This window comes from Bradyrhizobium sp. CIR18 (assembly GCF_014198295.1).
GTDB lineage: Bacteria > Pseudomonadota > Alphaproteobacteria > Rhizobiales > Xanthobacteraceae > Bradyrhizobium.
The window spans coordinates 76,664-99,525 of record NZ_JACIHF010000011.1 but is presented as its reverse complement, the minus strand read 5'-3'; the positions used below and the strand labels follow the sequence as shown (position 1 = coordinate 99,525).

General features: G+C 65.4%; 17 protein-coding genes and 1 pseudogene. 3 read left to right on the top strand and 15 right to left on the bottom strand.

Features of this window, described 5'->3' with window-relative positions:
• Positions 1-150: 150 nt before the first annotated feature.
• From eutC to GGD65_RS28490, 3 genes are all read right to left on the bottom strand, one after another.
• Positions 151-936: an ethanolamine ammonia-lyase subunit EutC gene (eutC, locus tag GGD65_RS28500; RefSeq protein WP_183237346.1), complete on the bottom strand. Its 786-nt coding sequence runs from the start codon at positions 934-936 to the stop codon at positions 151-153.
• A gap of 6 nt (positions 937-942) precedes the next feature.
• Positions 943-2,529: a B12-binding domain-containing radical SAM protein gene (locus GGD65_RS28495; protein WP_183237345.1), complete on the bottom strand. Its 1,587-nt coding sequence runs from the start codon at positions 2,527-2,529 to the stop codon at positions 943-945.
• Positions 2,530-2,677: 148 nt separating this feature from the next.
• Complete coding sequence (locus GGD65_RS28490; RefSeq protein ID WP_183237344.1) at positions 2,678-4,060, bottom strand: ethanolamine ammonia-lyase subunit EutB; 1,383 nt, start codon at positions 4,058-4,060, stop codon at positions 2,678-2,680.
• A gap of 222 nt (positions 4,061-4,282) precedes the next feature.
• On the opposite strand from GGD65_RS28490, the gene GGD65_RS28485 reads away from it, so the two are divergent.
• Positions 4,283-6,022: a methyl-accepting chemotaxis protein gene (locus tag GGD65_RS28485; protein WP_183237343.1), complete on the top strand. Its 1,740-nt coding sequence runs from the start codon at positions 4,283-4,285 to the stop codon at positions 6,020-6,022.
• 242 nt (positions 6,023-6,264) lie between these two features.
• Here the strand turns inward: GGD65_RS28485 and GGD65_RS28480 are convergent, their stop codons facing one another.
• Positions 6,265-6,657 carry a hypothetical protein gene (locus tag GGD65_RS28480; protein WP_018315684.1) on the bottom strand — a complete coding sequence of 131 codons (393 nt, stop codon included), beginning with the start codon at positions 6,655-6,657 and terminating at the stop codon, positions 6,265-6,267.
• 565 nt (positions 6,658-7,222) lie between these two features.
• On the opposite strand from GGD65_RS28480, the gene GGD65_RS28475 reads away from it, so the two are divergent.
• Complete coding sequence (locus GGD65_RS28475) at positions 7,223-8,563, top strand: epoxide hydrolase family protein (RefSeq protein WP_183237342.1); 1,341 nt, start codon at positions 7,223-7,225, stop codon at positions 8,561-8,563.
• Between the two features lie 25 nt (positions 8,564-8,588).
• Here the strand turns inward: GGD65_RS28475 and GGD65_RS28470 are convergent.
• A pseudogene (locus GGD65_RS28470) lies at positions 8,589-9,354 on the bottom strand (SDR family NAD(P)-dependent oxidoreductase).
• Positions 9,355-9,436: 82 nt separating this feature from the next.
• Positions 9,437-10,453: a zinc-dependent alcohol dehydrogenase family protein gene (locus GGD65_RS28465; protein ID WP_183237341.1), complete on the bottom strand. Its 1,017-nt coding sequence runs from the start codon at positions 10,451-10,453 to the stop codon at positions 9,437-9,439.
• A gap of 221 nt (positions 10,454-10,674) precedes the next feature.
• On the opposite strand from GGD65_RS28465, the gene GGD65_RS28460 reads away from it, so the two are divergent.
• Positions 10,675-11,583 carry a LysR family transcriptional regulator gene (locus tag GGD65_RS28460; protein ID WP_092256814.1) on the top strand — a complete coding sequence of 303 codons (909 nt, stop codon included), beginning with the start codon at positions 10,675-10,677 and terminating at the stop codon, positions 11,581-11,583.
• 65 nt (positions 11,584-11,648) lie between these two features.
• Here GGD65_RS28460 and GGD65_RS28455 read toward each other — a convergent pair whose 3' ends face one another.
• From GGD65_RS28455 to GGD65_RS28415, 9 genes are all read right to left on the bottom strand, one after another.
• Positions 11,649-12,863 (bottom strand): acyl-CoA dehydrogenase family protein, encoded by a 1,215-nt coding sequence (locus tag GGD65_RS28455; RefSeq protein WP_183237340.1) that lies wholly within the window; start codon positions 12,861-12,863, stop codon positions 11,649-11,651.
• 185 nt (positions 12,864-13,048) lie between these two features.
• Positions 13,049-14,260: an ABC transporter substrate-binding protein gene (locus GGD65_RS28450; RefSeq protein ID WP_018315678.1), complete on the bottom strand. Its 1,212-nt coding sequence runs from the start codon at positions 14,258-14,260 to the stop codon at positions 13,049-13,051.
• Positions 14,261-14,376: 116 nt separating this feature from the next.
• A complete protein-coding gene (locus GGD65_RS28445; RefSeq protein WP_026201537.1) occupies positions 14,377-14,952 on the bottom strand; it encodes an HdeD family acid-resistance protein in 576 nt (191 codons plus the stop codon).
• 128 nt (positions 14,953-15,080) lie between these two features.
• Positions 15,081-16,604 (bottom strand): FAD-dependent oxidoreductase, encoded by a 1,524-nt coding sequence (locus GGD65_RS28440; RefSeq protein WP_183237339.1) that lies wholly within the window; start codon positions 16,602-16,604, stop codon positions 15,081-15,083.
• 27 nt (positions 16,605-16,631) lie between these two features.
• On the bottom strand, positions 16,632-17,258 hold the full coding sequence (folE, locus tag GGD65_RS28435) for a GTP cyclohydrolase I FolE (protein ID WP_018315675.1): 627 nt from the start codon (positions 17,256-17,258) through the stop codon (positions 16,632-16,634).
• 136 nt (positions 17,259-17,394) lie between these two features.
• Positions 17,395-18,285 carry an alpha/beta fold hydrolase gene (locus GGD65_RS28430; RefSeq protein ID WP_183237338.1) on the bottom strand — a complete coding sequence of 297 codons (891 nt, stop codon included), beginning with the start codon at positions 18,283-18,285 and terminating at the stop codon, positions 17,395-17,397.
• 114 nt (positions 18,286-18,399) lie between these two features.
• Positions 18,400-19,227, bottom strand: coding sequence for a hypothetical protein (locus GGD65_RS28425; RefSeq protein ID WP_018315673.1), 828 nt, complete (start codon positions 19,225-19,227; stop codon positions 18,400-18,402).
• 214 nt (positions 19,228-19,441) lie between these two features.
• Entirely contained in the window at positions 19,442-20,320 is an 879-nt protein-coding gene (locus GGD65_RS28420) for a transglutaminase family protein (RefSeq protein WP_183237337.1), read from the bottom strand.
• The gene (locus tag GGD65_RS28415) at positions 20,317-22,839 is read right to left on the bottom strand and encodes a circularly permuted type 2 ATP-grasp protein (protein ID WP_183237336.1); all 2,523 of its coding nucleotides are present in this window, start codon (positions 22,837-22,839) and stop codon (positions 20,317-20,319) included. Before GGD65_RS28415 ends, GGD65_RS28420 begins: the two co-directional genes overlap by 4 nt.
• Between the last annotated feature and the right edge of the window lie 23 nt (positions 22,840-22,862).

The window sequence follows — 22,862 nt, the reverse complement described above, 5'->3', positions numbered from 1 at the left end:
TTGAAAACGCCATACCAATGGGAGGCTTGCCCTTTGAAAATGCGCGGAAAATCGCCGCCCGGGGTTTAGCAGGTCAATCACCCTTCTCGCAAGCAGGCGAGTTGTGGGCAAATCGATCAAGATGCGGCGATTTCGGGGCCTGACCACAGGTCATCCCGGCGAAGATGTGCCAATTCGACGCGCCGCGCGGTCCGCGCTCTCGTCCTTCAGCGCCACGCCGGTGACCTGCCGGGCCAGCCCCTCGCGAACCAGCCAGGCGATCTTGAAGGCGGCCTCGTCGTAGCTCAACCCAGCGTGGTGGATATTGGACACGCAATTTCGCTCGGCGTCGGCGCGGCCGGGCTTCGGCGCAAAGGTCAGATAGGCGCCGAGGCTATCGGGCGCGGATAGGCCCGGCCGCTCGCCGATCAGCATCAGGGCCATGCGCGCGCCGAGAATGGCGCCGATCTCGTCGCCGAGCGCGACGCGCGCGCCTGAGGCGACGACGACATGGCCGACCGCGACGTCGTCCCCTTCCGCGAGCAGCGGCAGCAGGCGCCCCACCAGCGCCACCGCATGGGCGTGCACCGCCGCCGCGGACAGGCCGTCGCCGATCACGAGCGCAAGCCGGCACGGCGCCGAGGCCGCTCGTGCCAAGACCTCGGCTGAGCCGGGGTCGAGTCGTCGTCCCAGATCCGGCCGCCGCAGATAGTCTTTGCGGTCGACCGCCTGGCTCCTCACCTCCGTGACGGCAAGGCCCAGCGCGCCGAGATCGGCGGCCAGACGCGGCGCATCGAAGGCGGCATGCACGGCATCGCGGGCGCGGGCATGATCGAGCGTGAAATCGAGCAGCGCCTTGGTCGGCACGCTCGCGCCGCTGCGGCCGAGTGCCACGCGCGCGGGCGTGAACGCCCGCAGATCGAGGGTCGGACGGCGCGGCAGGGCCGGATCAGACATGTCGCATCATTCGGCGGGAACGGCGGCCTCGCGCAGCCGGATCGAATAGTTCGAGGCGTTCTGCCTGCCGCTGGAGGCCGCGCGCGCAAAGGTGATGAGGTGGTGCGCGATCAGGGTGCATCCGATCAGGCCCTCGACGTCGCCGCGCTTGATGCGCCCCAGCGCGAACTTCCAGAACACGCGCTTGTAGTCGCCGAGCACGCCGACCTTCCAGAAGATGTTGCGCAGCATGACGAGGCCACGCCTGATGTTGGCCCAGGTCTTCATCTCATCCGGGGTCGGCACCTTGAGGCGGTGAACATAAACGTGGTCGCATTGATACTGGAAGCGCGCGTAGACCTTCTCGGGCGCATACGCGACCGCCATGGCGTGCTTCCAGGACGCGACGACGTCATCATAGGGCAGCAGGAAGTCGACGTTGGAATCGCGGCCGTCGTCCTCGATCAGGCGCCCCTCGCGCTCCAGCCGGTCCCACAGCGGCGTCTTCGGCAGCGCCTGAAGCAGGTTGATCGTCAGCAGCGGAATCCGGGACTCCTCGACGAAGCCAAGCAGCGCCTCAGACGTATTCGGCTTGTCGGTGTCGAGCCCCATGATGATGCCTGACACCACCTCCATGCCGTAGGAGTTGATGGTGCGCACGCCCTCCAGGATCGGGACCATCATGTTGTGGTCCTTCTGCATCGCCTTCAGCGCGTCGGGATCGGGCGTCTCGATGCCGCAGAAGATGGTGATGAAATAGGCCTCGCGCATCTTCTCGAGGATTTCGGGCCGCTTGGCGATGTTGAGCGTCGCCTCGCAGGCGAGCCGTACCACGTAGCCGGTCCGCTTCTGCCATTCGATCAGATGCGGCAGCAGGTCCATCGCCGCCTTGCGATTGCCGATGAAATTGTCGTCGACGAAATACACCGTGTCGGTCATACCGCATTCGCGCAGGCGGTCGAGCTCGGCGATGATCTGCTCCGGCGACTTGAGGCGCGGGTTGCGGCCATAGAGACCGGGGATATCGCAGAACTCGCACTGATAGGGACAGCCGCTGGAATACTGGATGCTGCCGAGGAAGTATTTCTTCACGTCGGCAAGCTCGTAGGCCGGGATCGGAAACTCCGTCATCGGCACGCGGTCTTTGGTGGTCAGCACCACCTGGGCCTCGGGACGCGAGGCGTCGCGCGACAGGATCTCGATCAGCTGGTTGGTGGCATCGCCGAGCTCACCGACATGGAGATAGTCGAAGGACGGATAATAGTCGGGACAGGCGCTGACGGAGGGACCGCCCAGCGCGACCGGCAGATTGAATTCATGAGCGCGGCGGCAGATGTCGTTCATCTGCTGGCGCTGGATGTGCATGCCGCTGACGAAGACCGCTTCCGCCCACTCGAACTCTTCCCTGGTCGTGCGACGCAGGTTCTCGTCGACGAATTTGACCTGCCAATCCGGCGGCAGATAGGCCGAGATCAGCAACAACCCCTGCGGCGGCATGAAGGCACGGACACCATCGGTCAGGGGATAGGAATGCTCGAATGTCCCGAACGACGAGGTGTAGCGCGGAAACACACAGAGAATCCGCCGGGACGTTCCGTTACTTTCAGCTCGCATCTAAGCTCCCCCGCCACGACTGATGGTGCGGAAATTGCCAGCCAGACACATAGCGTAACGCTGCCGCCGGAATTTCTCAATATTGTGGCACAAGCATAATTCGGAGAGGGACCAATGGTTTCCTGAAGGCCTTAGGGAGCTTCCAGCCTCAGGCGATCAGCCGCGAGGCAAAATCGGGCAGCAGGCCTGCATCGCCGGCAAGACGGAAATCGGCGCCCGTAATCCCTGCCTGCGCCAGCCAGTCGTCGAATTCCGGCGCGCGGCGCAGACCGAAGACGTCACGGACATAGAGCGCGTCGTGAAAAGACGTCGACTGGTAGTTCAACATGACGTCGTCGGCGCCGGGCACGCCCATGATGAAGGTGACGCCGGCGGCGGCGAGCAGCGTCAGCAGATTGTCCATGTCGTCCTGGTCCGCCTCGGCATGGTTGGTGTAGCAGATGTCGATCCCGAGCGGCAGGCCGAGCAATTTGCCGCAGAAATGATCCTCCAGTCCGGCCCGGATGATTTCCTTGCCGTCATAGAGATATTCCGGGCCGATGAAGCCGACCACGCTGTTAACCAGCAGCGGCGCAAAGGCGCGGGCGACCGCATAGGCGCGCGCCTCGCAGGTCTGCTGGTCGACGCCGTGATGGGCGCCCGCCGACAGCGCCGAGCCCTGGCCGGTCTCGAAATACATCACGTTCTGCCCGACCGTGCCGCGCCCCTGCGACAACCCGGCCTGCTGCGCCTCCTTCAGAAGCGCAAGGTCGACTCCAAAACTGCGGTTGGCGGCCTCGGTGCCGGCGACCGACTGGAAGACGAGGTCGACCGGCACGCCCTGCCCGATCAGCGCCAGCGTCGTCGTGACATGGGTCAGCACGCAAGCCTGCGTCGGGATCTTCAGCCGCGTGATGATCTCGTCGAGCAGCCGCAGCAATTGCGCGATGACGGCCGGATCGTCGCTCGCGGGATTAATTCCGATGCAGGCATCCCCGGCGCCCAGCAGGATGCCGTCGAGGATCGAGGCGGTGATGCCCCTGGCATCGTCAAAGGGATGGTTGGGCTGCAGCCGCGTGCTCATCCGCCCTTTCAGGCCGATGGTGTTGCGGAAGGCGGTGGTGACCTCGCATTTCCGCGCCGCCAGAATCAGATCCTGATTGCGCATCAGCTTCGACACTGCAGCTGCCATCTCCGGCGTGATGCCGCCCGCCAGCTTGCGCAGGACATCCGGCGTCGCCGCATCCGACAGCAGCCAGTCGCGGAAGCCGCCGACCGTCAGGGACGCCACCGGCGCGAAGGCCTTCGCGTCATGGCTGTCGATGACGAGGCGGGTGACCTCGTCGGCCTCGTAGGGGATGACGGCTTCCTGCAGGAATTGGCCGAGCGGAACGTCGGCGAGCGCCATCCGTGCCGCGATCATCTGCTCGGCAGTGTCGGCGGCGATCCCGGCCAGCCGGTCGCCAGAGCGCGGCGGCGTCGCTTTGGCAAGGAGGTCGCGCAGGTCCGCGAAGGTGTGGGTCGTGGCGTCGATGGTATGGCGGTAGACCAAGGGTCGCTCCGGGGTGCGTCGGCCGGTGGCCGACCTAAGACTATCCTGAAACTCTACCTTCGGATCAAGACGCTGAAATAACTTGCCTTTCCTACGACCAAGGACGGAGGCAGCCAACGGCCGTGTTAACGCCGCATCCATTTTCGTTCTGCATAGTTTTGCATCAATTCTACACGATCCCGTTCACCGGCCGCTGCAGGCCATTCCGGGCCTCCGAAAACCATGACATCAGACGAATCTGGGAATGCCGCCAAGCTGGCCGGCCGTTTCACGCTTGCCACCAAGCTTTATGCGATCTTCGCGCTGTTCGCGCTGCTGACGGCGGCGATCGCGATGCTGTCCGACTACAACAGCCGCCGCGGCGCCGACCTGACCAGCGCGATCGAGACGGCGAACGCCGCCGCGCTGAACGTCGAGCGCGTCAACTCGCTGGTCTATGCGGTCGTGATGGAGTCGCGCGGCGTCTACATGTCGACCGAGCCCGCCGTGGTGAAGAAATATGGCGAGGGCCTGCTCAAGTTCAACGCCCAGATCCTCGATGTCGTGAAGCGCTGGGAGACCATCGTCAAAGCCGACGATGCCGAGCAGTTCGCCACCTTCAAGAAGCGCATCGAGCAGTTCGTCGAGTTTCGCAAGGAGCTGGTGCGCCGCGGCGTCGAGATCAATGCGGCGGCCGGCCGCGAATGGGGCGACAACGACGCCAACCGGACCGTGCGTTCGGCGCTGAACAAGGATCTCGAGGCGCTGTCCAAGGTCTATGCCGAGCGCGCCAAGCAGATCGCGCAGCAGACCGAGACCAATCGCGAATTGTCCTTCGTGCTGACCTGCCTCGGCGGCGTGGCGCTGGCCCTGGTCGTGATTGGCATCGTCATCATCGCCCGCTCGGTAGCCCGGCCGCTCGCCGCGATCACTGCGACCATCAAGCAGGTCGCCGACGGCACCGAGAATGTCGTGGTGCCGCACTCTGAACGCGCCGACGAGATCGGCGCGCTGGCGCGCGCGATCCAGGTCTTCCAGGAGGCCATGGGCCGCAACCGCAACCTCGCCTCGCAGGTCTCGCAGGGCGCTGCCGCGCGCGAGGAGCGCGCGCGTCACATCGAACAATCCGTCGAGGAGTTTCGCGGGGCGATCGGCGCCATCATGCGCGGCCTCAGCGACAACGCCTCGGTCATGCGCGAGACCGCGCAGACCATCACGCGCGTCACCGCGGATGCCTCTAGCCGCGCCGGCACGGCGGCGAACGCCACCGAGCAGGCCTCGCACAACGTCACGGCGGTGGCGGGCGCGGCCGAGGAACTGTCGGCCTCGGTCGTGGAGATCGGCCGCCAGGTGCGGCAGAGCGCCGGCGCGGTCGAGCAGACCGGCCAGCGCACCGAGAAGTCGATCTCCGAGATCGAGAGTCTCGCCGCGGCCACGCAGCGCATCGACGGCGTGCTCAATCTGATCCAGGCGATCGCCGAGCAGACCAATCTGCTGGCGCTCAACGCGACCATCGAGGCCGCCCGCGCAGGCGACGCCGGCCGCGGCTTTGCCGTGGTCGCTCATGAAGTGAAGGCGCTCGCGGGCCAGACCGCCAAGGCCACCGCCGAGATCAGCGAGAACGTCGCGATGATCCAGGCCTCGACCCGCAACGCGGTCGACGCCGTGCGCGAGATCGGCGGCGCGGTGCGCGAGATCAACGAGGTCACTTCGGCGATCGCGGGCGCCATCGGCCAGCAGGACGCCGCCACGCGCGAGATCTCGTCCAACGCGCAAAGCGCCGCGCAGGGCAACGAGACGCTGGTCGCCAACATCACCTCGCTGCGCGACGCCATCGGCGAGACCGATACCGCCGCATCCTCGGTGTTGACGGCGGCGGGCAGCCTGACCGAGACCGCAGAGACGCTGTCGCGCGAGGTTGAGACGTTCTTCCAGAACTTGCGCGCGGGGTCGGCGGACGGCCGCATCGCCAAGGCGGGATAACGGCGCGTCCACCGCTGCAGGGCCTTCGGTGGGGTCCTCCGACAAAAAACTGAAAAACAACCCCATGCACAGTAGCCGGGGGCAGCTGAATCAATGGCTTAGCTGCCGGCGCGAAGCAATTCTGATTTTACGAAATAGATTTGACTCGTTGGGCAAGACACCGGCATGATGTCATCATGGCGATGGCGGTCTGCTCGGGATCCTAGTCGCGCCACCCGGGGGGCGTCCCGTTCGCCGCGCGCTCAGGCGCGCCGGACGTAACCATTGAAGCTGAGGAAAGCACCTATGGCGCCAGTTATCAGCGCTACCACGACGGTAGCGGCCCGGCCGCTGTAGACGGTCGAACCGATCGCCACCGCGACCTGCGGCAAGACGATACGCATGATGCCGCCGAGGGTCATCAGCCAGCCCATTACCGTGATGATCGAGCGCCAGTCCGCCTGCCATCTATTGTGCAGATTGATGATCGCGAGGCCCGCAAGCAACGACAGCAAGCCGGACAGATAGAACAGGATGCCCGTGTGGAGCGCCTCCACGATCATGCTTTGGTACATGCCGAGGTTGATCAGTATGCCGAGCGCGATCGCGACAAATGTTGGCCCCATCAGCCTGGCGAGAAATAGCGAGCGGTCCATTGTGCGTCTCCGCCGCGCGAGCTGCCCGTCCAAGGGACAATTCGATCATCGGGCAGGCGCGCTATGCGGCAATTCATTGTTGCCGAGTATCGGCTGGCCTGGTGCTCGGTCCAGTGGCGGATGCGGCTTTGCGAGGCCCATCGTACCAGGCGGCGTCTCGTTGCTCGCCGTCCTTGTGTCGACCCGATCAAGCGTCGTGACGAACGCCGCGAGTATTGCGACGATCACCGCAGCAGCGAAAAGGACGACTGAGGTGCGGTGGCTATTCCACTCGTTACTCATGAGGGGCCTCCACAACTAACAGAAACGTAATACGACTGGGATGGTTCCCAGCGCCGCTACCGCCGGGTGCCGCCGTTATCCCGGTCCGCCCTCCCCCTTGTGAGCGGACATGGACAGCCATGCTGCACTTGTCTCGCTTCGCCACGCCGAGCGTTCGCGACAGCTCACAGCATTTAACAACGCCTAACGAGCCATTGGCGAGCTTCCAGGCCATGTTGCAGGGACAGACGAAGGACTGTCCTGCCCCGCAGGCACCGATCGCCCGAAGCCAGGAGGCCATCCCATGCCGGTATCATCCAATTCGTCATCCGATTCCGGGATCATCATTGACAGAGATCGGCGCGCGCTTCTGAGCACCGCCGTGCTTGGAATTGCAGCAGCGATTTCCGCGAGCGTGTTTCCCGCGCACCAAGCATCGGCTGCCGGCGCGAGCGCAATTCGCCCCTTCCGGATCGATGTCCCCGAGGCCGATCTCGTCGAGCTTCGACGTCGTGTGCTGGCGACGCGTTGGCCTGACCGCGAGACGGTTTCCGATCAGTCGCAGGGGATCCCCTTGGCGAAGCTCCAGCCGCTGATGCACTATTGGGGGACGGCGTACGACTGGCGGAAGATCGAAGCCAGGATGAACGGGCTTCCGCAATTCATCACCGCTATCGACGGGATCGACATTCATTTCATTCACGTGCGCTCCAGGCACCCCAATGCGCTCCCTGTCATCATCACCCACGGCTGGCCGGGATCGGTTTTCGAGCAGCTCAAGGTGATCGATCCGCTCACGGATCCAACGGCCCATGGCGGGCGGCCTGAAGACGCGTTCGACGTGGTGATCCCCTCGATGCCTGGCTACGGATTCTCAGGCAAGCCGCTCGATACCGGCTGGGGTCCTGAGCACACCGCGCGCATCTGGGCAGAACTCATGAAGCGACTTGGTTACACCCATTACGTCGCCCAGGGCGGCGACTGGGGTTCGCCGGTCTCCAGCGCGATGGCGCGGCTGGCGCCGGCAGGCCTGCTCGGCATTCACATCAATTTGCCGGCGATCGTGCCGCCCGAAATCGCCGCGATCCTCGCCGCCGGCGGGTCTGCCCCGGCGGGACTGTCCGAGAAGGAACGCACAGCGTTTGACGCATTCAGCGCGGCGGCCAGGATGGGCAACCGATCGTATGCGGTGATGATGGGAACAAGGCCGCAGACGATCGGCTACGGCTTGACGGATTCTCCCGTGGGACTGGCGGCCTGGATGCTCGGTCATCCAGGCTTCTCGCATTGGAATTACGATGGCACCGACCCCGAGAAGTCCCGCGACGAGGTACTGGACGACATCACGCTCTACTGGCTGACAAACAGCGCGGTTTCATCGGCGCGACTTTACTGGGAATACAGCGGGCGCAGTCCCGCTCTCGCCGCCCCCGAGAAGACCGCGGAGATCTCGCTCCCGGTGGCCATCACCGTCTTTCCCGGCGAGAGCTATCAAGCCCCGGAGACGTGGGCCCGGCGCGCCTATCGCAACCTCACCTACTTCCATGAGGTCGACAAAGGCGGTCATTTTGCGGCCTGGGAGCAGCCCGAGCTTTTTTCCGCGGAGCTACGCGCCGCGTTCAAATCGCTCCGGCCCGCAATCTGACGCACTCGGCGGCTCGACATGTGGATCAACGCATGACGAAGCCGCCGTCCACCGAGATGGACTGGCCGGTCACATAGCTCGCAGCATCGCTGCATAGCCACAGAACTGCATTCGCAATTTCCTCGGGACGTCCGACCCGCCCCCATCGGGATGCTTTTTTCCATGGCCTTGAGCGCATCGCCTTGCCCGTCGGCCACCATCCGGTCCACCATCGGCGTCCATATCAATCCCGGGCAAATGGCATTGACGCGGATACCACGCGTTCCATATTCGAGCGCCGCGCTCTTGGTGAACCCAAGGATACCATGCTTGGCGGCGTGATAGATCCCGCGTTCCGCACCTCCGTCGAGGCCGCCGAGAGATGAGCAATTGACGATGGCGCCGCTGCCCTGCTTGCGCATCTGCTGCAATTCGAACTTCATGCAGCTCCATATGCCCTGCAGATTGATCCCCATGACACGGTCATAATCCTCGCGAGTGGTGTCGGCTGTCTCCGCGAGCACATTCTGGACGCCGCCGTTGTTGTAGGCGGCATCGAGTCGACCGAAAGTCTCGACCGTCCTTGAGACCATGGCTTCGACCTCGGCATCATCGGCCACATTGCAACGAATGCCGATCGCCTTGTGACCTCGAGCATTGAGTTCGTCGGCGGCAGCGCGCGCCGCATTCTCGTTCCAGTCCGCGAGCGCGACAGACGCCCCCGACTCCGCAAAAGCTTTCGCGGCCGCGAGGCCGAGACCGGAAGCTGCGCCGGTCACCAAGGCGACCTTGCCTTCGAATGAAATGTTCATGTCGATCTCCTTTTGGACTCGTCGGGCTGCCGATCGGGAGCCTGCAAAAGCCGCTCCCGACAGACAGCACCCTGCTCCGCGGTCACACCGTCAGCAGCGTCTTGATCGCGCGGCGCCGGTCCATCGCCTTGTAGCCCTCGGCGACCTGATCGATCGGCAGCGTGAGATCGAACACCCTGCCCGGCTGTATGCGTCCATTGAGGACGCGGTCCATGAGATCGGGCAAGAACCGCCGCACCGGGGCAGGACCGCCCATCATGCGCCGCTGGCCGAAGAACAGGGCCTGGCCGTCGAAAGTCACACCGTGGGGAACACCGACATAGCCGATGCTGCCGCCGGGACGCGCGCATTCGAGGGCTTGCGACATCGCTTCCTGCGTACCGACGCATTCGAGCACCGAATCGGCGCCGACGCCCCGGGTCAGGTCCTTGACACGTGCGATGCCTTCTGCGCCGCGCTCGACGACGATATCGGTCGCGCCGAACGCTTTGGCCAGATCCTGCCGCGTCTTGTGGCGGCTCATGGCGATGATGCGCGAGGCGCCCATCTCTTTCGCCGCAAGCACGCCCATGAGGCCGACCGCGCCGTCACCGACCACCGCGACCACGGAGCCCTGCTTCACATTCGCAGCGTCGGCCGCGTACCAGCCGGTTCCGAGCACGTCGGAGGTCGCGAGCAGATGCGGGATGAGATCGCTGCCCGGCACCTCCCTGGTCGCGACGAGCGTGCCATCCGCAAGGGGGACGCGGGCGTAAGGCGCCTGCGCGCCCGACATGAACTCGCGCTTTTCGCACGACGATTGAAAGCCGAACTTGCAATGCGGGCAAGTATTGTCCGACAGGCAGAACGAGCCGACGACGAACTGGCCGGGCCTGACGGTCCGCACCGCACTGCCGATCTCGACCACCACGCCGCAATATTCGTGACCCATATGCGCAGGGCCGTCGTTCGGCTGCAGGCCGCGATATGGCCAGAGATCGGAGCCGCAGATGCACGTCGCCGACAGCTTGATGATGGCGTCGGTCGGGTGGACGATTTTGGGATCGTCGACGGTTTCGTAACGGACATCGCCGGGTCCGTAGAGGATTGTCGCTTTCATTGCTTTCTTCCTTCGAGTCACAAAGCCGGACTCCGCCGACACACAAGCGGCGCATCGCGTCGAGACACCAAGCAACAGCGCGAAGACCGCGATCCACGCGGTTGCGGGGTACGAAGCCCCAGCCCGCGCGTTTACGACAACATCTAGGGTCCCGGGCGGCGGCCGATTAGCCGATATAATTTGCTTGCATTAATCGATACGGGCCATGAATAGTGGCGGCCATGGCGAGCCAGGATTTCAACGATTTGCTGGCTTTCGTGGCCGTCGCCCGCGAGCGCAGCTTCACGAAGGCCGCCGCGAAACTGGGCGTGGTGCAATCGACGCTCAGCCATACGATCAAGCGTCTGGAATCGCAGATGGGGCTGCGGCTGCTCACGCGCACGACCCGAAGCGTCGGCCTGACCGAGGCGGGCGAGCGCCTTCAAAAATCAGTTGCGCCGCGCATCGAAGAGATCGAGCGCGATATCGCCGCGCTGATGTCGCTGCGTGACAAGCCGTCGGGCACGATCCGGATCACGCTCTCGGACCATGCGCTGGACACGGTCGTCTGGCCGAAGCTGTCGCCCGTCTTGGGAAAATACCCCGACCTCAAGGTCGAGTTCAGCCTCGACACCGCCTTCCGCAACATCGTCGAAGACGGTTTCGATGCGGGCATCCGCCTCGGCGAAAGCGTCGAGAAGGACATGATCGCGGTGCGCATCGGTCCGGACTGGCGGCTCGTCGCGGTCGCCTCGCCTGCCTATCTGAAGGAGCATCCGAAACCAAGACATCCGCAAGACCTGCTGAAGCACGTCTGCATCAAGCGGCGCGCGGCCGCCGGCGGCCATTACGTGTGGGAGTTCGCCAGGAACGGTCCCGACCTGCGGGTACGCGTCGAGGGACAACTGACCTTCAACGATTCCCGGGCGATGATCGACGCCGCCATGAAAGGTTTCGGCATCGCCTATGTCCCCGAGGACATGGTGACACGGCACGTCCGTTCCGGTGAGCTCGTCATCGTGCTCGACGACTGGTCGCCGAAATTCGACGGCTACTATATCTATTATCCGACCTCGCGGCAGAACTCGGCTGCATTCAAGGTGATCGTCGACGCACTTCGCCATCACGAAGCGCGAGGAAGACGCGGCTAGTTTGCCGCGCCGCCGCACTTGAAAATAGCGCTAAGCCGCACATCAACGAATCAAGCGCTGGTGCTCTATCCCATCACCCCGCCGCGCTTGATCAGCTCCTTGCCGACAGCGGCCAGATGCACCTGGTCCGGGCCGTCGCCGATGCGGATGAAGCGGGCGTAGACATAGGCACGCGCCAGGAACGTATCCTGCGAGACGCCGGCGGCGCCGTGGATCTGGATGGCGCGGTCGATGACGCGGGCGGCCATGCTGGGCACCACGATCTTGGCCGCGGCGATCAGGTCGCGCGCGGCCTTGTTGCCTTCGCGGTCCATCTTGTCGGCAGCTTGCAGCGTCAGGAGCCGCGCCTGCGCGATCTCGCAGAACGAGTTTGCGATGTCCTCGCGCACCGAGCCCTGCTCGGCGATCGGCCTGCCGAAGGCCACGCGGGAGACTGATCGCTGGCACATCAATTCGAGCGCACGCTGGGCGCAGCCGATCAGCCGCATGCAATGGTGGATGCGGCCGGGGCCGAGCCGCCCCTGCGCGATCTCGAAGCCGCGGCCCTCGCCGAGCAGGATGTTCTCCACGGGCACGCGGACGTTCTCGTAGACGATCTCAGGATGGCCGCTAGGGGCGTCGTCATAGCCATAGGTGAGCATATCGCGGACGATGCGCACGCCCGGCGTGTTCCTGGGCACCAGGATCATGGATTGCTGGCGGTGGCGGTCGGGATCGTCGGGCGCGGTCTTGCCCATCACGATCAGGATCTCGCAATCCTCGTTCATCGCGCCTGAGGTGAACCACTTCCGGCCGTTGATGACGTAATCGTCCCCGTCGCGCTTGATGGCGCACTGGATGTTGGTGGCGTCGCTGGAGGCGACCTGCGGCTCGGTCATCGAGAAGCCCGAGCGGATGCGCCCCTCCAGCAGCGGCTTCAGCCAGCGCTCCTGCTGTGCAGGCGTGCCGTAATTCGCGAGCACCTCCATGTTGCCGACATCGGGCGCCGAGCAGTTGAAGATTTCGGGCGCCCAGAGGATGCGGCCCATGATCTCCTTCACCGGCGCATAGTCGAGATTGGAGAGGCCGGGGCCGTGCTCGCCCGACAAGAACAGGTTCCAGAGCCCCTGCTCCCGCGCCAGCCGCTTCAGCTCCTGCAGCACAGGCGGCGTCCTGTAGCGCGCGGCCTCCGGCTTGACCTGCTCGTAATAGAGCTCCTCGACCGGCTCGACATGTGTCCGCATGAACTGCCGGACGCGCTCCTGGAGCTCCAGCGAACGTGAGAAGTGTTGAAAGTCCATTTTCAATCCTCCGCTCGCCGACGCTCGCGTCGGTCCCGTAGGGTGGGCAAAGCATCCGCCGTAGCTCGAAGAGCGAAGGCGGAAGCGTGCCCACGTCCTGTTTCCGTATTGAGCAGGTCGTGGGCACGGCGCAAGTGCGCCTTTGCCCACCCTACGATTCCGAGATCGCGGAGAGAGCCCTGCCCTCACGTCCCCTTCAAGAGTTCGCTCGCGACCACCCAGTCGTTGCCGTCGAACTGCAGCATATAGCCATCCTTGATCGGGCGGAAATCCTGCGGCGTGGTGTTGAGCGTGATGCCGGGCATCAGCAGCGACAACGGCACGCTCTTCAGGTTCGCCGCCTGCGCCATGATGTTCTCGCGCGTCAGATTGTCCTTGCACTGCTTCAGCAGCACCACCAGCGCCTCGGCGACGGTGTAGCCGTAGAGGCCGGCGACGTTGTTGACGTCGGCATTGGGCAGGCGCTTCTTCATGAAATCGATATAGGCCGTCATCGCCGGGTCGTTCTTCGGCGCTTCGACGAACGGCTTGAGCGCGCCGAGCGAGAGCACGCCTTTGCCGGCCTCGAGGCCCGCAGGGACCATCACGGTCGCCTTGTTGGCGCAGCCGCTAGCGAGGAAGCGCGTCGGCTGCCAGCCGACCTCGTGGGCCTTGCGGATCGCCTGCGCGCAGGCGCGCGGCGTCACCGAATAGATCATGAAGACGTCGGCCTTGGTGTTCGCCAGCGTCAGCACCTGGGAATCGACGGTGGGGTCGGCGACCTCGAAGCTCGAGGCCATCGCGATCGCCTTGTCGGCGTCAGCGCCGAGCGCCTCCTTGACGCCGCGCAAGTATTCCTTGCCGGCATCGTCGTTCTGATAGAGCACGGCGAAGCGCGCATTCGGGTTCTTGGCGCGGGCATAGGCGACGTCGATCGCAGCCTCGCTGGTGTAGTTCGGCGCCCAGGGCAGCGCCATCGACCAGGGCATGTTGGCCGGATCGTTCCACTTCGAGGCCGAGCTGATCAGAAACAGCTGCGGCACCTTGTTGCTGTTGAGATATTTTGCGATCGCCGAGCTTGGCGCCGTGCCCATGGTGGCGAAGATGAAGGCGACGCCGTCACCTTCGACCAGCCGCCGCGCCGCCTCCATGGTCTTGGGCGGCGAGAACGCGTCGTCCAGCGAGATCAAATTGAGCTTGCGGCCGGCAACCCCGCCCTTCTCGTTGACCTCGTCGAAATAGGCCGCGATGACCCTGCCCGTGATGCTGAGGGGCGAAGCCGGCCCGCTATAGGGCATGGTGTTGCCGATCTTGATCTCGGTGTCGCTGACGCCGGGACCGTAGGATTTTTGCGCGGAGACGGATGTGGACAGGCAGGCGGCAGCGAGCGCTGCGGCCAGGGCCAAGGCGGCTTTCATGGTTTCTCCCCAGTGCTCATCGTCCGCGCGAGGCGGCCGCGCGGCGTGCTGCTTTTTGCCAGCGCGTCAGATCAGCGGAGTTCCGCAAGATGGTCTTGCGTCGAGTTGCTGATGGCTTAGCCGCGCCGCTTCAGGCTGAAGCCCAGGCTGATCCAGCCCGCTCCCGCCATGATCAAATCGATGCCGAGGAACAGACCGAGGATGTAGACGCTGTTCACCGGCCAGCGTGCGACGATCAGCAGGCCAAGCAGCAGCGTGATGACGGCCGACAGCGCCACCCAGACCCACGGGCTCTCGCGCTTCATGCTGAAGGCGAGAAACAGCCTGACGGCGCCCGAGGCGATCAGCGAGGCGCCGAGAAACAACGTCAGCAGGACCGCCGCGAACAGCGGATTCTCGAAGGTCAGGAAGCCCGCGATCACGTAGAGCACGCCGAGCAGGGCCCAGATCAGGAACTTGCCCCAGCTCTTCATCTGGAACGCGCCGATGATCTCGGTGACGCCCGCGACGATCATCATGGCGCCGACCACGATGACGCTCGCCACCGTCGCCATCACCATGCTGCCGAGTGCAATGAACCCGGCGATGAGATAGACGACGCCGAGCGCGACGATCCAGCCCCATTTGGCATGCAGCGCCGCGATGCCGGAGCCGAGACTTGGGTGATGTGACGTGTCCGAAGCACTGGTCATGACGGCCACTCCTGCTTGCGTAGCCCGGGGGCACGCGCCAGAATAGCACGCACCGTGCCGGGACGACAGCCAGCAGAACACCCGTACCGGCAGTAACATTGACGCAAATCAAGATCGACTGCGGCGCATCAGCCGCGGGACCGCTCCATCTCGAGCTCGGCCTTGAGGTTGTCGAGATCGCGGTAGATCGACGCAACCGCCAGCACGCGGCCGTCCTTGCGGTACTTCAACAGGCAGTCCTTGCCTCCGATGCTGCCGTCGATCGCGATCTCGTCAAAGCTCTCGGCGTGGCCGACATAGTTGATCGGCACGTCGTAGTGTTGCGACCAGAAGAACGGCACCGCGTCGAAGCGCTCGCGCTTGCCGAGCATGTTGCGCGCCGCGGTCTGGCCCTGGCGTTCGGCAACGACCCAATGTTCGACGCGGATGGTTTGCCGGGAATGCGGATCGGGCCAGCGCGCGATGTCGCCGGCCGCGAAAATGCCGGCGACACTGGTTTCGAGATATTCGCTCACGCTGACACCGCGATCCGCCGCAAGGCCGGCATGCTCGGCCAGCGCAAGGCGCGGCTTGACGCCGATGCCGACCACGACGAGGTCGGCTTCGATGACAGCTCCGCTCTTTAGCGTGGCGCGGGTGCCGTCGAGCTTTTCGACCGTGTCCTTGAGGTGAAAGATCACGCCGTTCTCTTCATGGAGCGACCGGACGAAGTCGCCCATCTCCGAGCCGAGCACCTTCTGCATCGGCCGCTCTTCCGGCGCGACGACGTGCACCTCGATCTTGCGCGCCCGCAGGGACGCCGCGACTTCGAGGCCGATGAAACTGGCGCCGATGACCAAAGCGCGCCTGGCACTCCCCGCGGCCTTGATGATGGCGCGGCTGTCGGCGACGGAGCGCAAGGTGTGGACATGCGGCTGGTCGGCGCCCGGGATCTGCAGTTTGACCGGCTCGGCGCCGGTCGCGAGCAGCAACCGGTCGAAGGGGAGCCTGTCGCCATTGCCGAGCGTGACGTTGCGCGTCTTCGCATCGATGGCGGAGACGCCGGTGTTGAGCCTGAGATCGATGCCCGCGTCCTGATAATAGTCCTCGCCCCTCAGCGGCAACCAATCCTCCGGCGCGCTGCCCGCGAGATAATCCTTGGAGAGGTTGGGCCGGTCGACCGGCATCGCGCCGTCATCGCTGAGCATGGTGATGGCGCCGGCAAAGCCCTCGCGCCGGAGCGTCTCGGCGGCCGCGAAGCCGGCTGCACCGCCGCCGACGATGACGAATTTCTCCGGCGCCGGCGCGTTGCGATGAGCGATCGACGGCTTCGGCGCCTCGCGCTTGCGCTGAACGATGATGTTGTCCCGATCGCGCGCGACCTCCCACACCGCCAGCGCGTTCAGCGCCGGCGGGCGGGTGGCTTCGCCGGTGCGCAAGGAGAAGCAGGCATGATGCCAGGGACAGCGGATGGTGTCGCCCACCACCAGGCCCTCGGCGAGCGGCCCGTGGTAATGGCTGCAGGCCGGCTCGATCGCAAAAATCTCGCTGCCGGCCTGCACCAGCAGGATGTCTTCCTCGCCGACATGACCGAGCAGTTTGCCATCCCTGAACGCGGTCAGCGACACGCCCTTGCTCAGGTCGGGTCCGCTCGGCTTGTTGTTCTCGGTCATGGCGCCGTCTCCTTGAGCAGCCGCGGGTCAATCGTCCGAATTGGCGAGCCCCAACAGTTCCTGGCGCGTCAGCGCATTGTCGCGGAACACGCCGAGCATGCGGCTGGTGACGAGATCGGTCCCGGGCTTGTGCGCGCCGCGCGTGGTCATGCAGTGATGCGTCGCCTTGATGATGACGCCGACGCCTTCAGGCTTGAGCACGTCGTTGATGGTGTTGGCGATCTGTGCGGTCATCTTCTCCTGGATCTGGAGGCGCTTGGCGTAGATGTCCACCACGCGCGCAAGCTTGCTGATGCCGACGACACGGCCCTGCGGGATATAGGCGACCCAGGCGCGGCCGACGATCGGCGCCATGTGGTGCTCGCAATGGCTCTCGAAGCGAACGCCGCGCAGGACGATCATCTCGTCATAGCCTTCGATCTCCTCGAAGGTCTTTTGCAGGATTTCCGTCGGATCCTGCGCATAGCCGGAAAAATACTCCTCAAAGGCACGTGCGACCCGGTCCGGCGTCTCACGCAGACCGTCGCGCGCGGGATCGTCGCCGGCCCAGCGGATCATGGTGCGGATCGCCTGCTCGACCTCGAGCCTGTCAGGCCGTTCGACCGGCGCCTGCGCCACCGCGACACGTTCCAGCTTGCGCACTTGTGACTTCATCGAGATCCTCCCCTGCAACGAGCCGCATACAGAAGCGGCTCCTCAGCTTGGACGGCTGCAATCGCAAAAGGTTCCCAGGATCAGGAAAAATCGGAGGGGCGGCAGACAAGCCAGCCGGCCGGACGAGAAACGAGCTTTATGAGGCCGCTTTCCGGACCTCGACCACCGCCTGCGCCCATCCGGCCGGCCGCTCCTGCGGCAAATTATGACCGGCATCGGTGAAGACACGCCGCTCGAATGGACCCTCGAACTTGCTGGCGTGATGGGCGGTGCCGGGATTGACGCCGTCGCTGTCGCCGTCGATCGCAATCGTCGGGACGCGGATCGGCGGCTGGTCTGCGAGCTTCGCCTCGATCGCGGCATAAGCAGGATCGCCCGCGACCAGCGCATAGCGGTGGCGGTAGGAGTGGATCACGACGTCGACGAAGTCAGGATTGTCGAACGACACCGCGCTCTGCTCGAACGTCGTGTCGTCGAACGCCCATTTCGGCGACCACATCGCCCAGAGCTGGCGGGCAAAGCCGCGCCGGTTGCGCTCCAGCGCACGGCGGCCGCGCTCATTGTGAAAGAGATATTGATACCAGAGCGCGGCTTCCTCCGGCGGCGAGGCCGGCTCCATGGAACGGGCGATGTTCTGGATGTTGTAGGAATTGCCGGAGACGAGGGCGATCACGCGCTCCGGATAGAGCGCCGAGACCACGCAGGCCGCGCGCCCGCCCCAGTCGTAGCCGCCGACGACGGCGCGCTCGATACGAAGCGCGTCCATGAAGGCCAGCAGATCGGCGCCGAGCGCCGCCTGCTCGCCGGAGCGCGGCGTATCCGGGAAGCGAAACCGCGTCGGTCCGTAGCCGCGCAGCCAGGGCACCAGCACGCGCGCGCCGGCCTCGGCAATGATCGGCGCGGTCTCGGCATAGGCGTTCACGTCATAGGGAAAGCCGTGGCCCAGGATGCAGGGCCAGCCGTCAGGTGCGCCGTATTCGCGATAGGCAATGTCGAGGACGTCCGTGGTGATCGTTTTTTGTTGCATGGTTGCTTCACGGCGTTGGGGATTTCGTAGCCCGGATGGAGCGCAGCGCAATCCGGGAACGCCAGCATCCGCGAATGCAGGATGTCGCTGCGCTCCATCCGGGCTACAACAGGTCTACCGCTGCGGCCCGGACAGCGAGATGTCGCGCTCGGCGCGGAAGACGTTGCTGTAGAGATTGGCGATCCATTGCCGGCCGATCTCGGTCTTATTGAGGTAACCGATCTCGGTCTGGATGTGCGGTGCGACGCTGTTCCAATAGAATTGTGGATAGCGGTTCACGATGTCGGCCGGTGAATCGTAGCCGAGCTGGCGATTGATGCCGACCTCCTCGAATTCGTAATAGAGCGCGTTGGCCTTGCGCAGATAATTGGGATCGCCGAGCTGGCCGATGAAATCGGCGGCGCGCAGGATCGAGGCATCGACGTCATACTCGTGGCCTTCCTGGGCCGGAAAGCGCGTTCCCTCGATAGCGCGGGCGATGCGTTCAGGATCGAGACCCGGAATGTGCTGCAGCCGCCGCAAGACATAGAGCTTCGAGCGGTCGACGTGATACATCATCAAGCTGGCGTCCGACGCACCGCGCGGCAACGAGATCTTGGTGTCGGCGGCATCGATGACGAAGCCGTCGATGTCATCCTCCTCAAACAGGCCGCGGACATAGCCGATATCGTGGGCGAGGCAGGCGATCAGGACATGGACGTAGTCCTCGGCCGTCAGGTGAGTATGGAGATTTCGGCCACTGAGGATCGAATGGCCCGCCAGCGTCACCAGCATCGTATGTTCGATATTGTGGTAAAGTGCATCGCTGTTACCGATGCATTCCATCGCGGTGCGGGTTGCGCTCTCGACCATGCTTGCAGCGGTCTCGCCGTACCGACGCCGCATAAACGTACCCAGCAGCTTCTCCAGGGATTCAGCCGCCAGTCTCGGCAACGTCATCATGGATGCAGCCCCGCGTGCCGGTGGTGTCCCATGTCAGCTCCCGAAGTCTCGTTCTTGTCCTCGACGCAACGACCCAGCATAGACCATCTTGGGCCGAGTGACCAAACCCCCGGGAACGCGATTACGGAAATATGTTACCGTTGTGCTATGCAAGATCGCGGTTGCGGTGAAGGCGCGGCACGCCCGCGTGGCGAGCCCGGCCGACGAGGCGCGTTTATTCCACCATCACCACGTCCACGGCGACGCCGAGTTTCTGCTTGGGTGAGCCGACGATGATGCCGTCGACCGGCGAGACGTCGGAAAAGTCGCGTCCGACCGCAAGCACGATATGGTCGTTGGCAATCAAGAGATCGTTGGTCGGGTCGAAATCGACCCAGCCAAGCTCCGCCCCGCACCACAGCGACACCCAGGCATGGGTGGCATCGGCGCCTTGCAGGCGGGCCTGCCCCGGCGGCGGAATGGTGCGCAAGTAGCCGCTGACATAGGCCGCCGGCAGACCGAGCCCGCGCAGCCCTGCGATCATCACATGGGCAAAATCCTGGCAGACGCCGTGTCGCTTGTCGAAGACCTCGTTCAGCGGCGTCGAGATCACCGTCGCCTTGGGGTCGTAGCGAAACTCGGTGCGAATGCGATGCATGAGATCGACCGCACCCTCGAGGATGCCCGCGCCCGGCGCAAAGCTCATCCCCGCATAGGCGCTGACCGGACGCAGCACCGGCACCAGCGGGCTGGCGAAGACATAACCGACCGGCGAGGATGGCCCGAGGCTGGTCGCCTCGAAGGCGATGTCGCGGATGCTCTCCCAGCTCGGACTGTCGGCATCGCGCGCCGGCGGCTTACGTGACACGGAGACACGCGAGCGCGAGTCGATCCGCAAATTGCGATGCGCCGCTTCGATCACGATGCTTTCGGTCAGCGTGCCAAAGAAGTCGCGCCGGACGTTGCGCTCGGCGGGGCGCGGGCGGATCTCGACCTTGTGCGAGATCAGCTCCTGGCCGCCACCGCTCTTCGGCTCCAGACGCAGCGTGCAGCGGGCGAAGCTGACCGGATTCTCGTACTCGTAAGTGGTGACGTGACGGATGTCGTAGATCACGCCAGCCCCGTCAGCTTTTCCGGCCGGGCGGCATTGGGGCCGTGCGGGAAGTAGTGCTGACCGATCGCATCGGCGAGGCTGAGCAGGTCCTGCTCCAGCGCGAACAGTGTCTTGACCTCGAGCTTCTCGGCCTCCGCGGTCGCCAGCATCGCCTGCATCGCCACCGCAAGGCGCTGCGGCTTCTCGATCAGGCCGTGCTCCTTCAGGCTGGGCAGCGCGGCGATGTGCTCGTTCAGCGTCGTCACCTGGAACGCCACCGAACGCGGATTGTAGCCGTCGAGCACGGCAAGGTCGCGCACCGGCGCCAGGATCGGCGCCAGCAGATAGCGCGAGCGATAGGTGATCTGGCAATCCACCAGCGTCAGCAGGATGTCGAGATCCTCGTCGCCGGCCTCGTCATAGGCGAACTGGCGCGTGAAGCGCGTGGTGTTGATGGCGCGCTCGGTGCGGCGGCCGATGTCGAGAAAGCGCCAGCCGGCGGCGCGGTTCATGTTCTCCTGCGCCAGCCCCGCGAGACTGGCGAGCTCCTGCAAGGTCAGCTCGGCCGCGCTCAGCACGCTGTCGTCGCCCTCGACCTGGTAGGCCAGGCGCTCGGCCATCTCGGTGATGACCTGCCAGGCATCGGGCGACAGCCGCTCGCGCAAGGAGGTCGCCGTGCGCTGCGCCGCGCGCACCAGCGACAGCGCCGAGCCGAAACGTTCCGCGCTCTGCAACGCTTCGGCGGTGATCCGCCCGGGCGCAGCGCGCGAAGTCTGCGAGATCGCGCCCCAGGCCACCAGCAGGCGCTGGATGCGTTCGCCCGATTGCAGCGAGGCCGCGGTGCCCTTGTTGGGTCCGCTCGGCGAGCCCAAAGCGCGCACCAGCCGCAGCGTCGCCTCGGCGCGTTCGAGATAGCGGCCGAGCCAGAACAGATTGTCGGCGGCGCGGCTCGGCAGCACGCCGGCGATGCGGCGGATGCGGACCTTGTCGGTCGCCGGCAGCAACGTCGCGGTCGAGACCTGCTTGTCGGAGACCACCCAGACGTCGGCGGCGCGCGCACCGTCGCCCATCGACACCGCGCGCGCATCCGGCTGCTCGGCGATCCGGCAGAAACCGCCGGGCATGATGGCCCAGCCGTCGGGCGTGGCGGCTGCGAACACGCGCAGCACGAACGGACGCGGCGTGATCTGGCCCTGCTCCCACACCGGCATGGTCGACAGCCGCACCACCTCCTGGCCGACATAATCCATGCCGCGCGCGGCGATGGCGTCGATCAGGCGCTGGCGGTCGCTCGCATCCAGCTCGCTCGCGAGCACCGGCCCCGCGCTGTCGAAACCGGGCACGCCGCGCCGATAGGCGCCCTCGATCGCGACCTCGTCGAGCCGCGCCAGCACCTCCTCGCGCGCGCTGCGCTGGCCGCACCACCAGGTCGCGATGTGCGGCATCTTCAGCTCTTCGCCAAGCAGGCGGCGGCTCAGCGCCGGCAGGAATCCGAGCAGCGCCCGCGCCTCCAGCACGCCCGAGCCCGGCATGTTGGCGACGACGACGCCGTCCTTGCGCAGCACGTCGATCAGGCCGGGCACACCGAGATGCGAGGAGGCATCGAGCTCGAGCGGATCGAGCGAGTTGGAATCGACCCGGCGGAGCAGCACGTCGAGCCGCTTCAGCCCGGCGACCGTGCGGATGTGGATGCGGTTGTCGCTGACGGCGAGATCGTCGCCCTCGACCAGCAGGAAGCCGAGATAGCGCGCCAGCGTCGCATGCTCGAAATAGGTCTCGCTGAAGCTGCCGGGGGTGAGCACGCCGATACGCGGCTCGTCGCGATCGGCCCGCGCGCGCAGACTGTCGCGGAACGCCTCGAAGAACGGCGCGACGCGCGGCACGTTCATCGACTTGTAGAGGTCGGAGAAGGCGCGCGAGAGCACGAGGCGATTCTCCAGCGCGTAGCCCGCGCCCGACGGCGCCTGGGTGCGGTCGCCGAGCACCCACCAGCGGCCGTCGGGGCCGCGGCCGACATCAGCAGCATAGATCGACAGATAGCGCCCGCCCGGCGGCGGCACGCCGCAGACGGGACGCAGATATTCGGGACTACCGGCGATCGCGGCCGCGGGCAGCGCGCCTTCCGCAACGAGGCGGCCCTCGCCATAGATGTCGCGCAGCACCAGCTCGAGCAGCTCGGCACGCTGGGTGATGCCGGCGCACAGCTGCTGCCAGTCGGCCTCGTCGATCAGGAGCGGCAGATGGCTGATCGACCACGGCCGGTCGGCGCTGTCGCCGGGCGCACGGTAGGTGACGCCGGCCTCGCGCAAATGACGGTCGGCCATGCCGAAGCGGCGCTCGATCTCGTCGGGCGCGAGCGCCCCGAAGGCATCGAAGAATCGGCTCCAGACCGCGCGCGGGGCGCCGTCGGGCCCCAGGAACTCGTCGGGAATCCCGGGCAGGCGGCGATAGTCGCGGACCCATTGGGCAAGGCGGCGCTGGCCTTCACGCTGGCCTTGCGCCCTACCCGCCTTGTCCTGCTCGGCTGCGCCCTCGCTCATGCGCCTCTCCCTGCCCCACCATC

What these genes read in the sequence shown, in the direction of transcription:
- GGD65_RS28425 (WP_018315673.1), bottom strand. Translation starts at nt 19,227, where the DNA reads ATGATGACGTTGCCGAGACTGGCGGCTGAATCCCTGGAGAAGCTGCTG.
- GGD65_RS28445 (WP_026201537.1), bottom strand. Translation starts at nt 14,952, where the DNA reads ATGACCAGTGCTTCGGACACGTCACATCACCCAAGTCTCGGCTCCGGC.
- eutC (WP_183237346.1), bottom strand. Translation starts at nt 936, where the DNA reads ATGTCTGATCCGGCCCTGCCGCGCCGTCCGACCCTCGATCTGCGGGCG.
- GGD65_RS28430 (WP_183237338.1), bottom strand. Translation starts at nt 18,285, where the DNA reads ATGCAACAAAAAACGATCACCACGGACGTCCTCGACATTGCCTATCGC.
- GGD65_RS28415 (WP_183237336.1), bottom strand. Translation starts at nt 22,839, where the DNA reads ATGAGCGAGGGCGCAGCCGAGCAGGACAAGGCGGGTAGGGCGCAAGGC.
- GGD65_RS28465 (WP_183237341.1), bottom strand. Translation starts at nt 10,453, where the DNA reads ATGAAAGCGACAATCCTCTACGGACCCGGCGATGTCCGTTACGAAACC.
- GGD65_RS28455 (WP_183237340.1), bottom strand. Translation starts at nt 12,863, where the DNA reads ATGGACTTTCAACACTTCTCACGTTCGCTGGAGCTCCAGGAGCGCGTC.
- GGD65_RS28475 (WP_183237342.1), top strand. Translation starts at nt 7,223, where the DNA reads ATGCCGGTATCATCCAATTCGTCATCCGATTCCGGGATCATCATTGAC.
- GGD65_RS28460 (WP_092256814.1), top strand. Translation starts at nt 10,675, where the DNA reads ATGGCGAGCCAGGATTTCAACGATTTGCTGGCTTTCGTGGCCGTCGCC.
- GGD65_RS28485 (WP_183237343.1), top strand. Translation starts at nt 4,283, where the DNA reads ATGACATCAGACGAATCTGGGAATGCCGCCAAGCTGGCCGGCCGTTTC.
- GGD65_RS28440 (WP_183237339.1), bottom strand. Translation starts at nt 16,604, where the DNA reads ATGACCGAGAACAACAAGCCGAGCGGACCCGACCTGAGCAAGGGCGTG.
- folE (WP_018315675.1), bottom strand. Translation starts at nt 17,258, where the DNA reads ATGAAGTCACAAGTGCGCAAGCTGGAACGTGTCGCGGTGGCGCAGGCG.
- GGD65_RS28495 (WP_183237345.1), bottom strand. Translation starts at nt 2,529, where the DNA reads ATGCGAGCTGAAAGTAACGGAACGTCCCGGCGGATTCTCTGTGTGTTT.
- GGD65_RS28480 (WP_018315684.1), bottom strand. Translation starts at nt 6,657, where the DNA reads ATGGACCGCTCGCTATTTCTCGCCAGGCTGATGGGGCCAACATTTGTC.
- GGD65_RS28450 (WP_018315678.1), bottom strand. Translation starts at nt 14,260, where the DNA reads ATGAAAGCCGCCTTGGCCCTGGCCGCAGCGCTCGCTGCCGCCTGCCTG.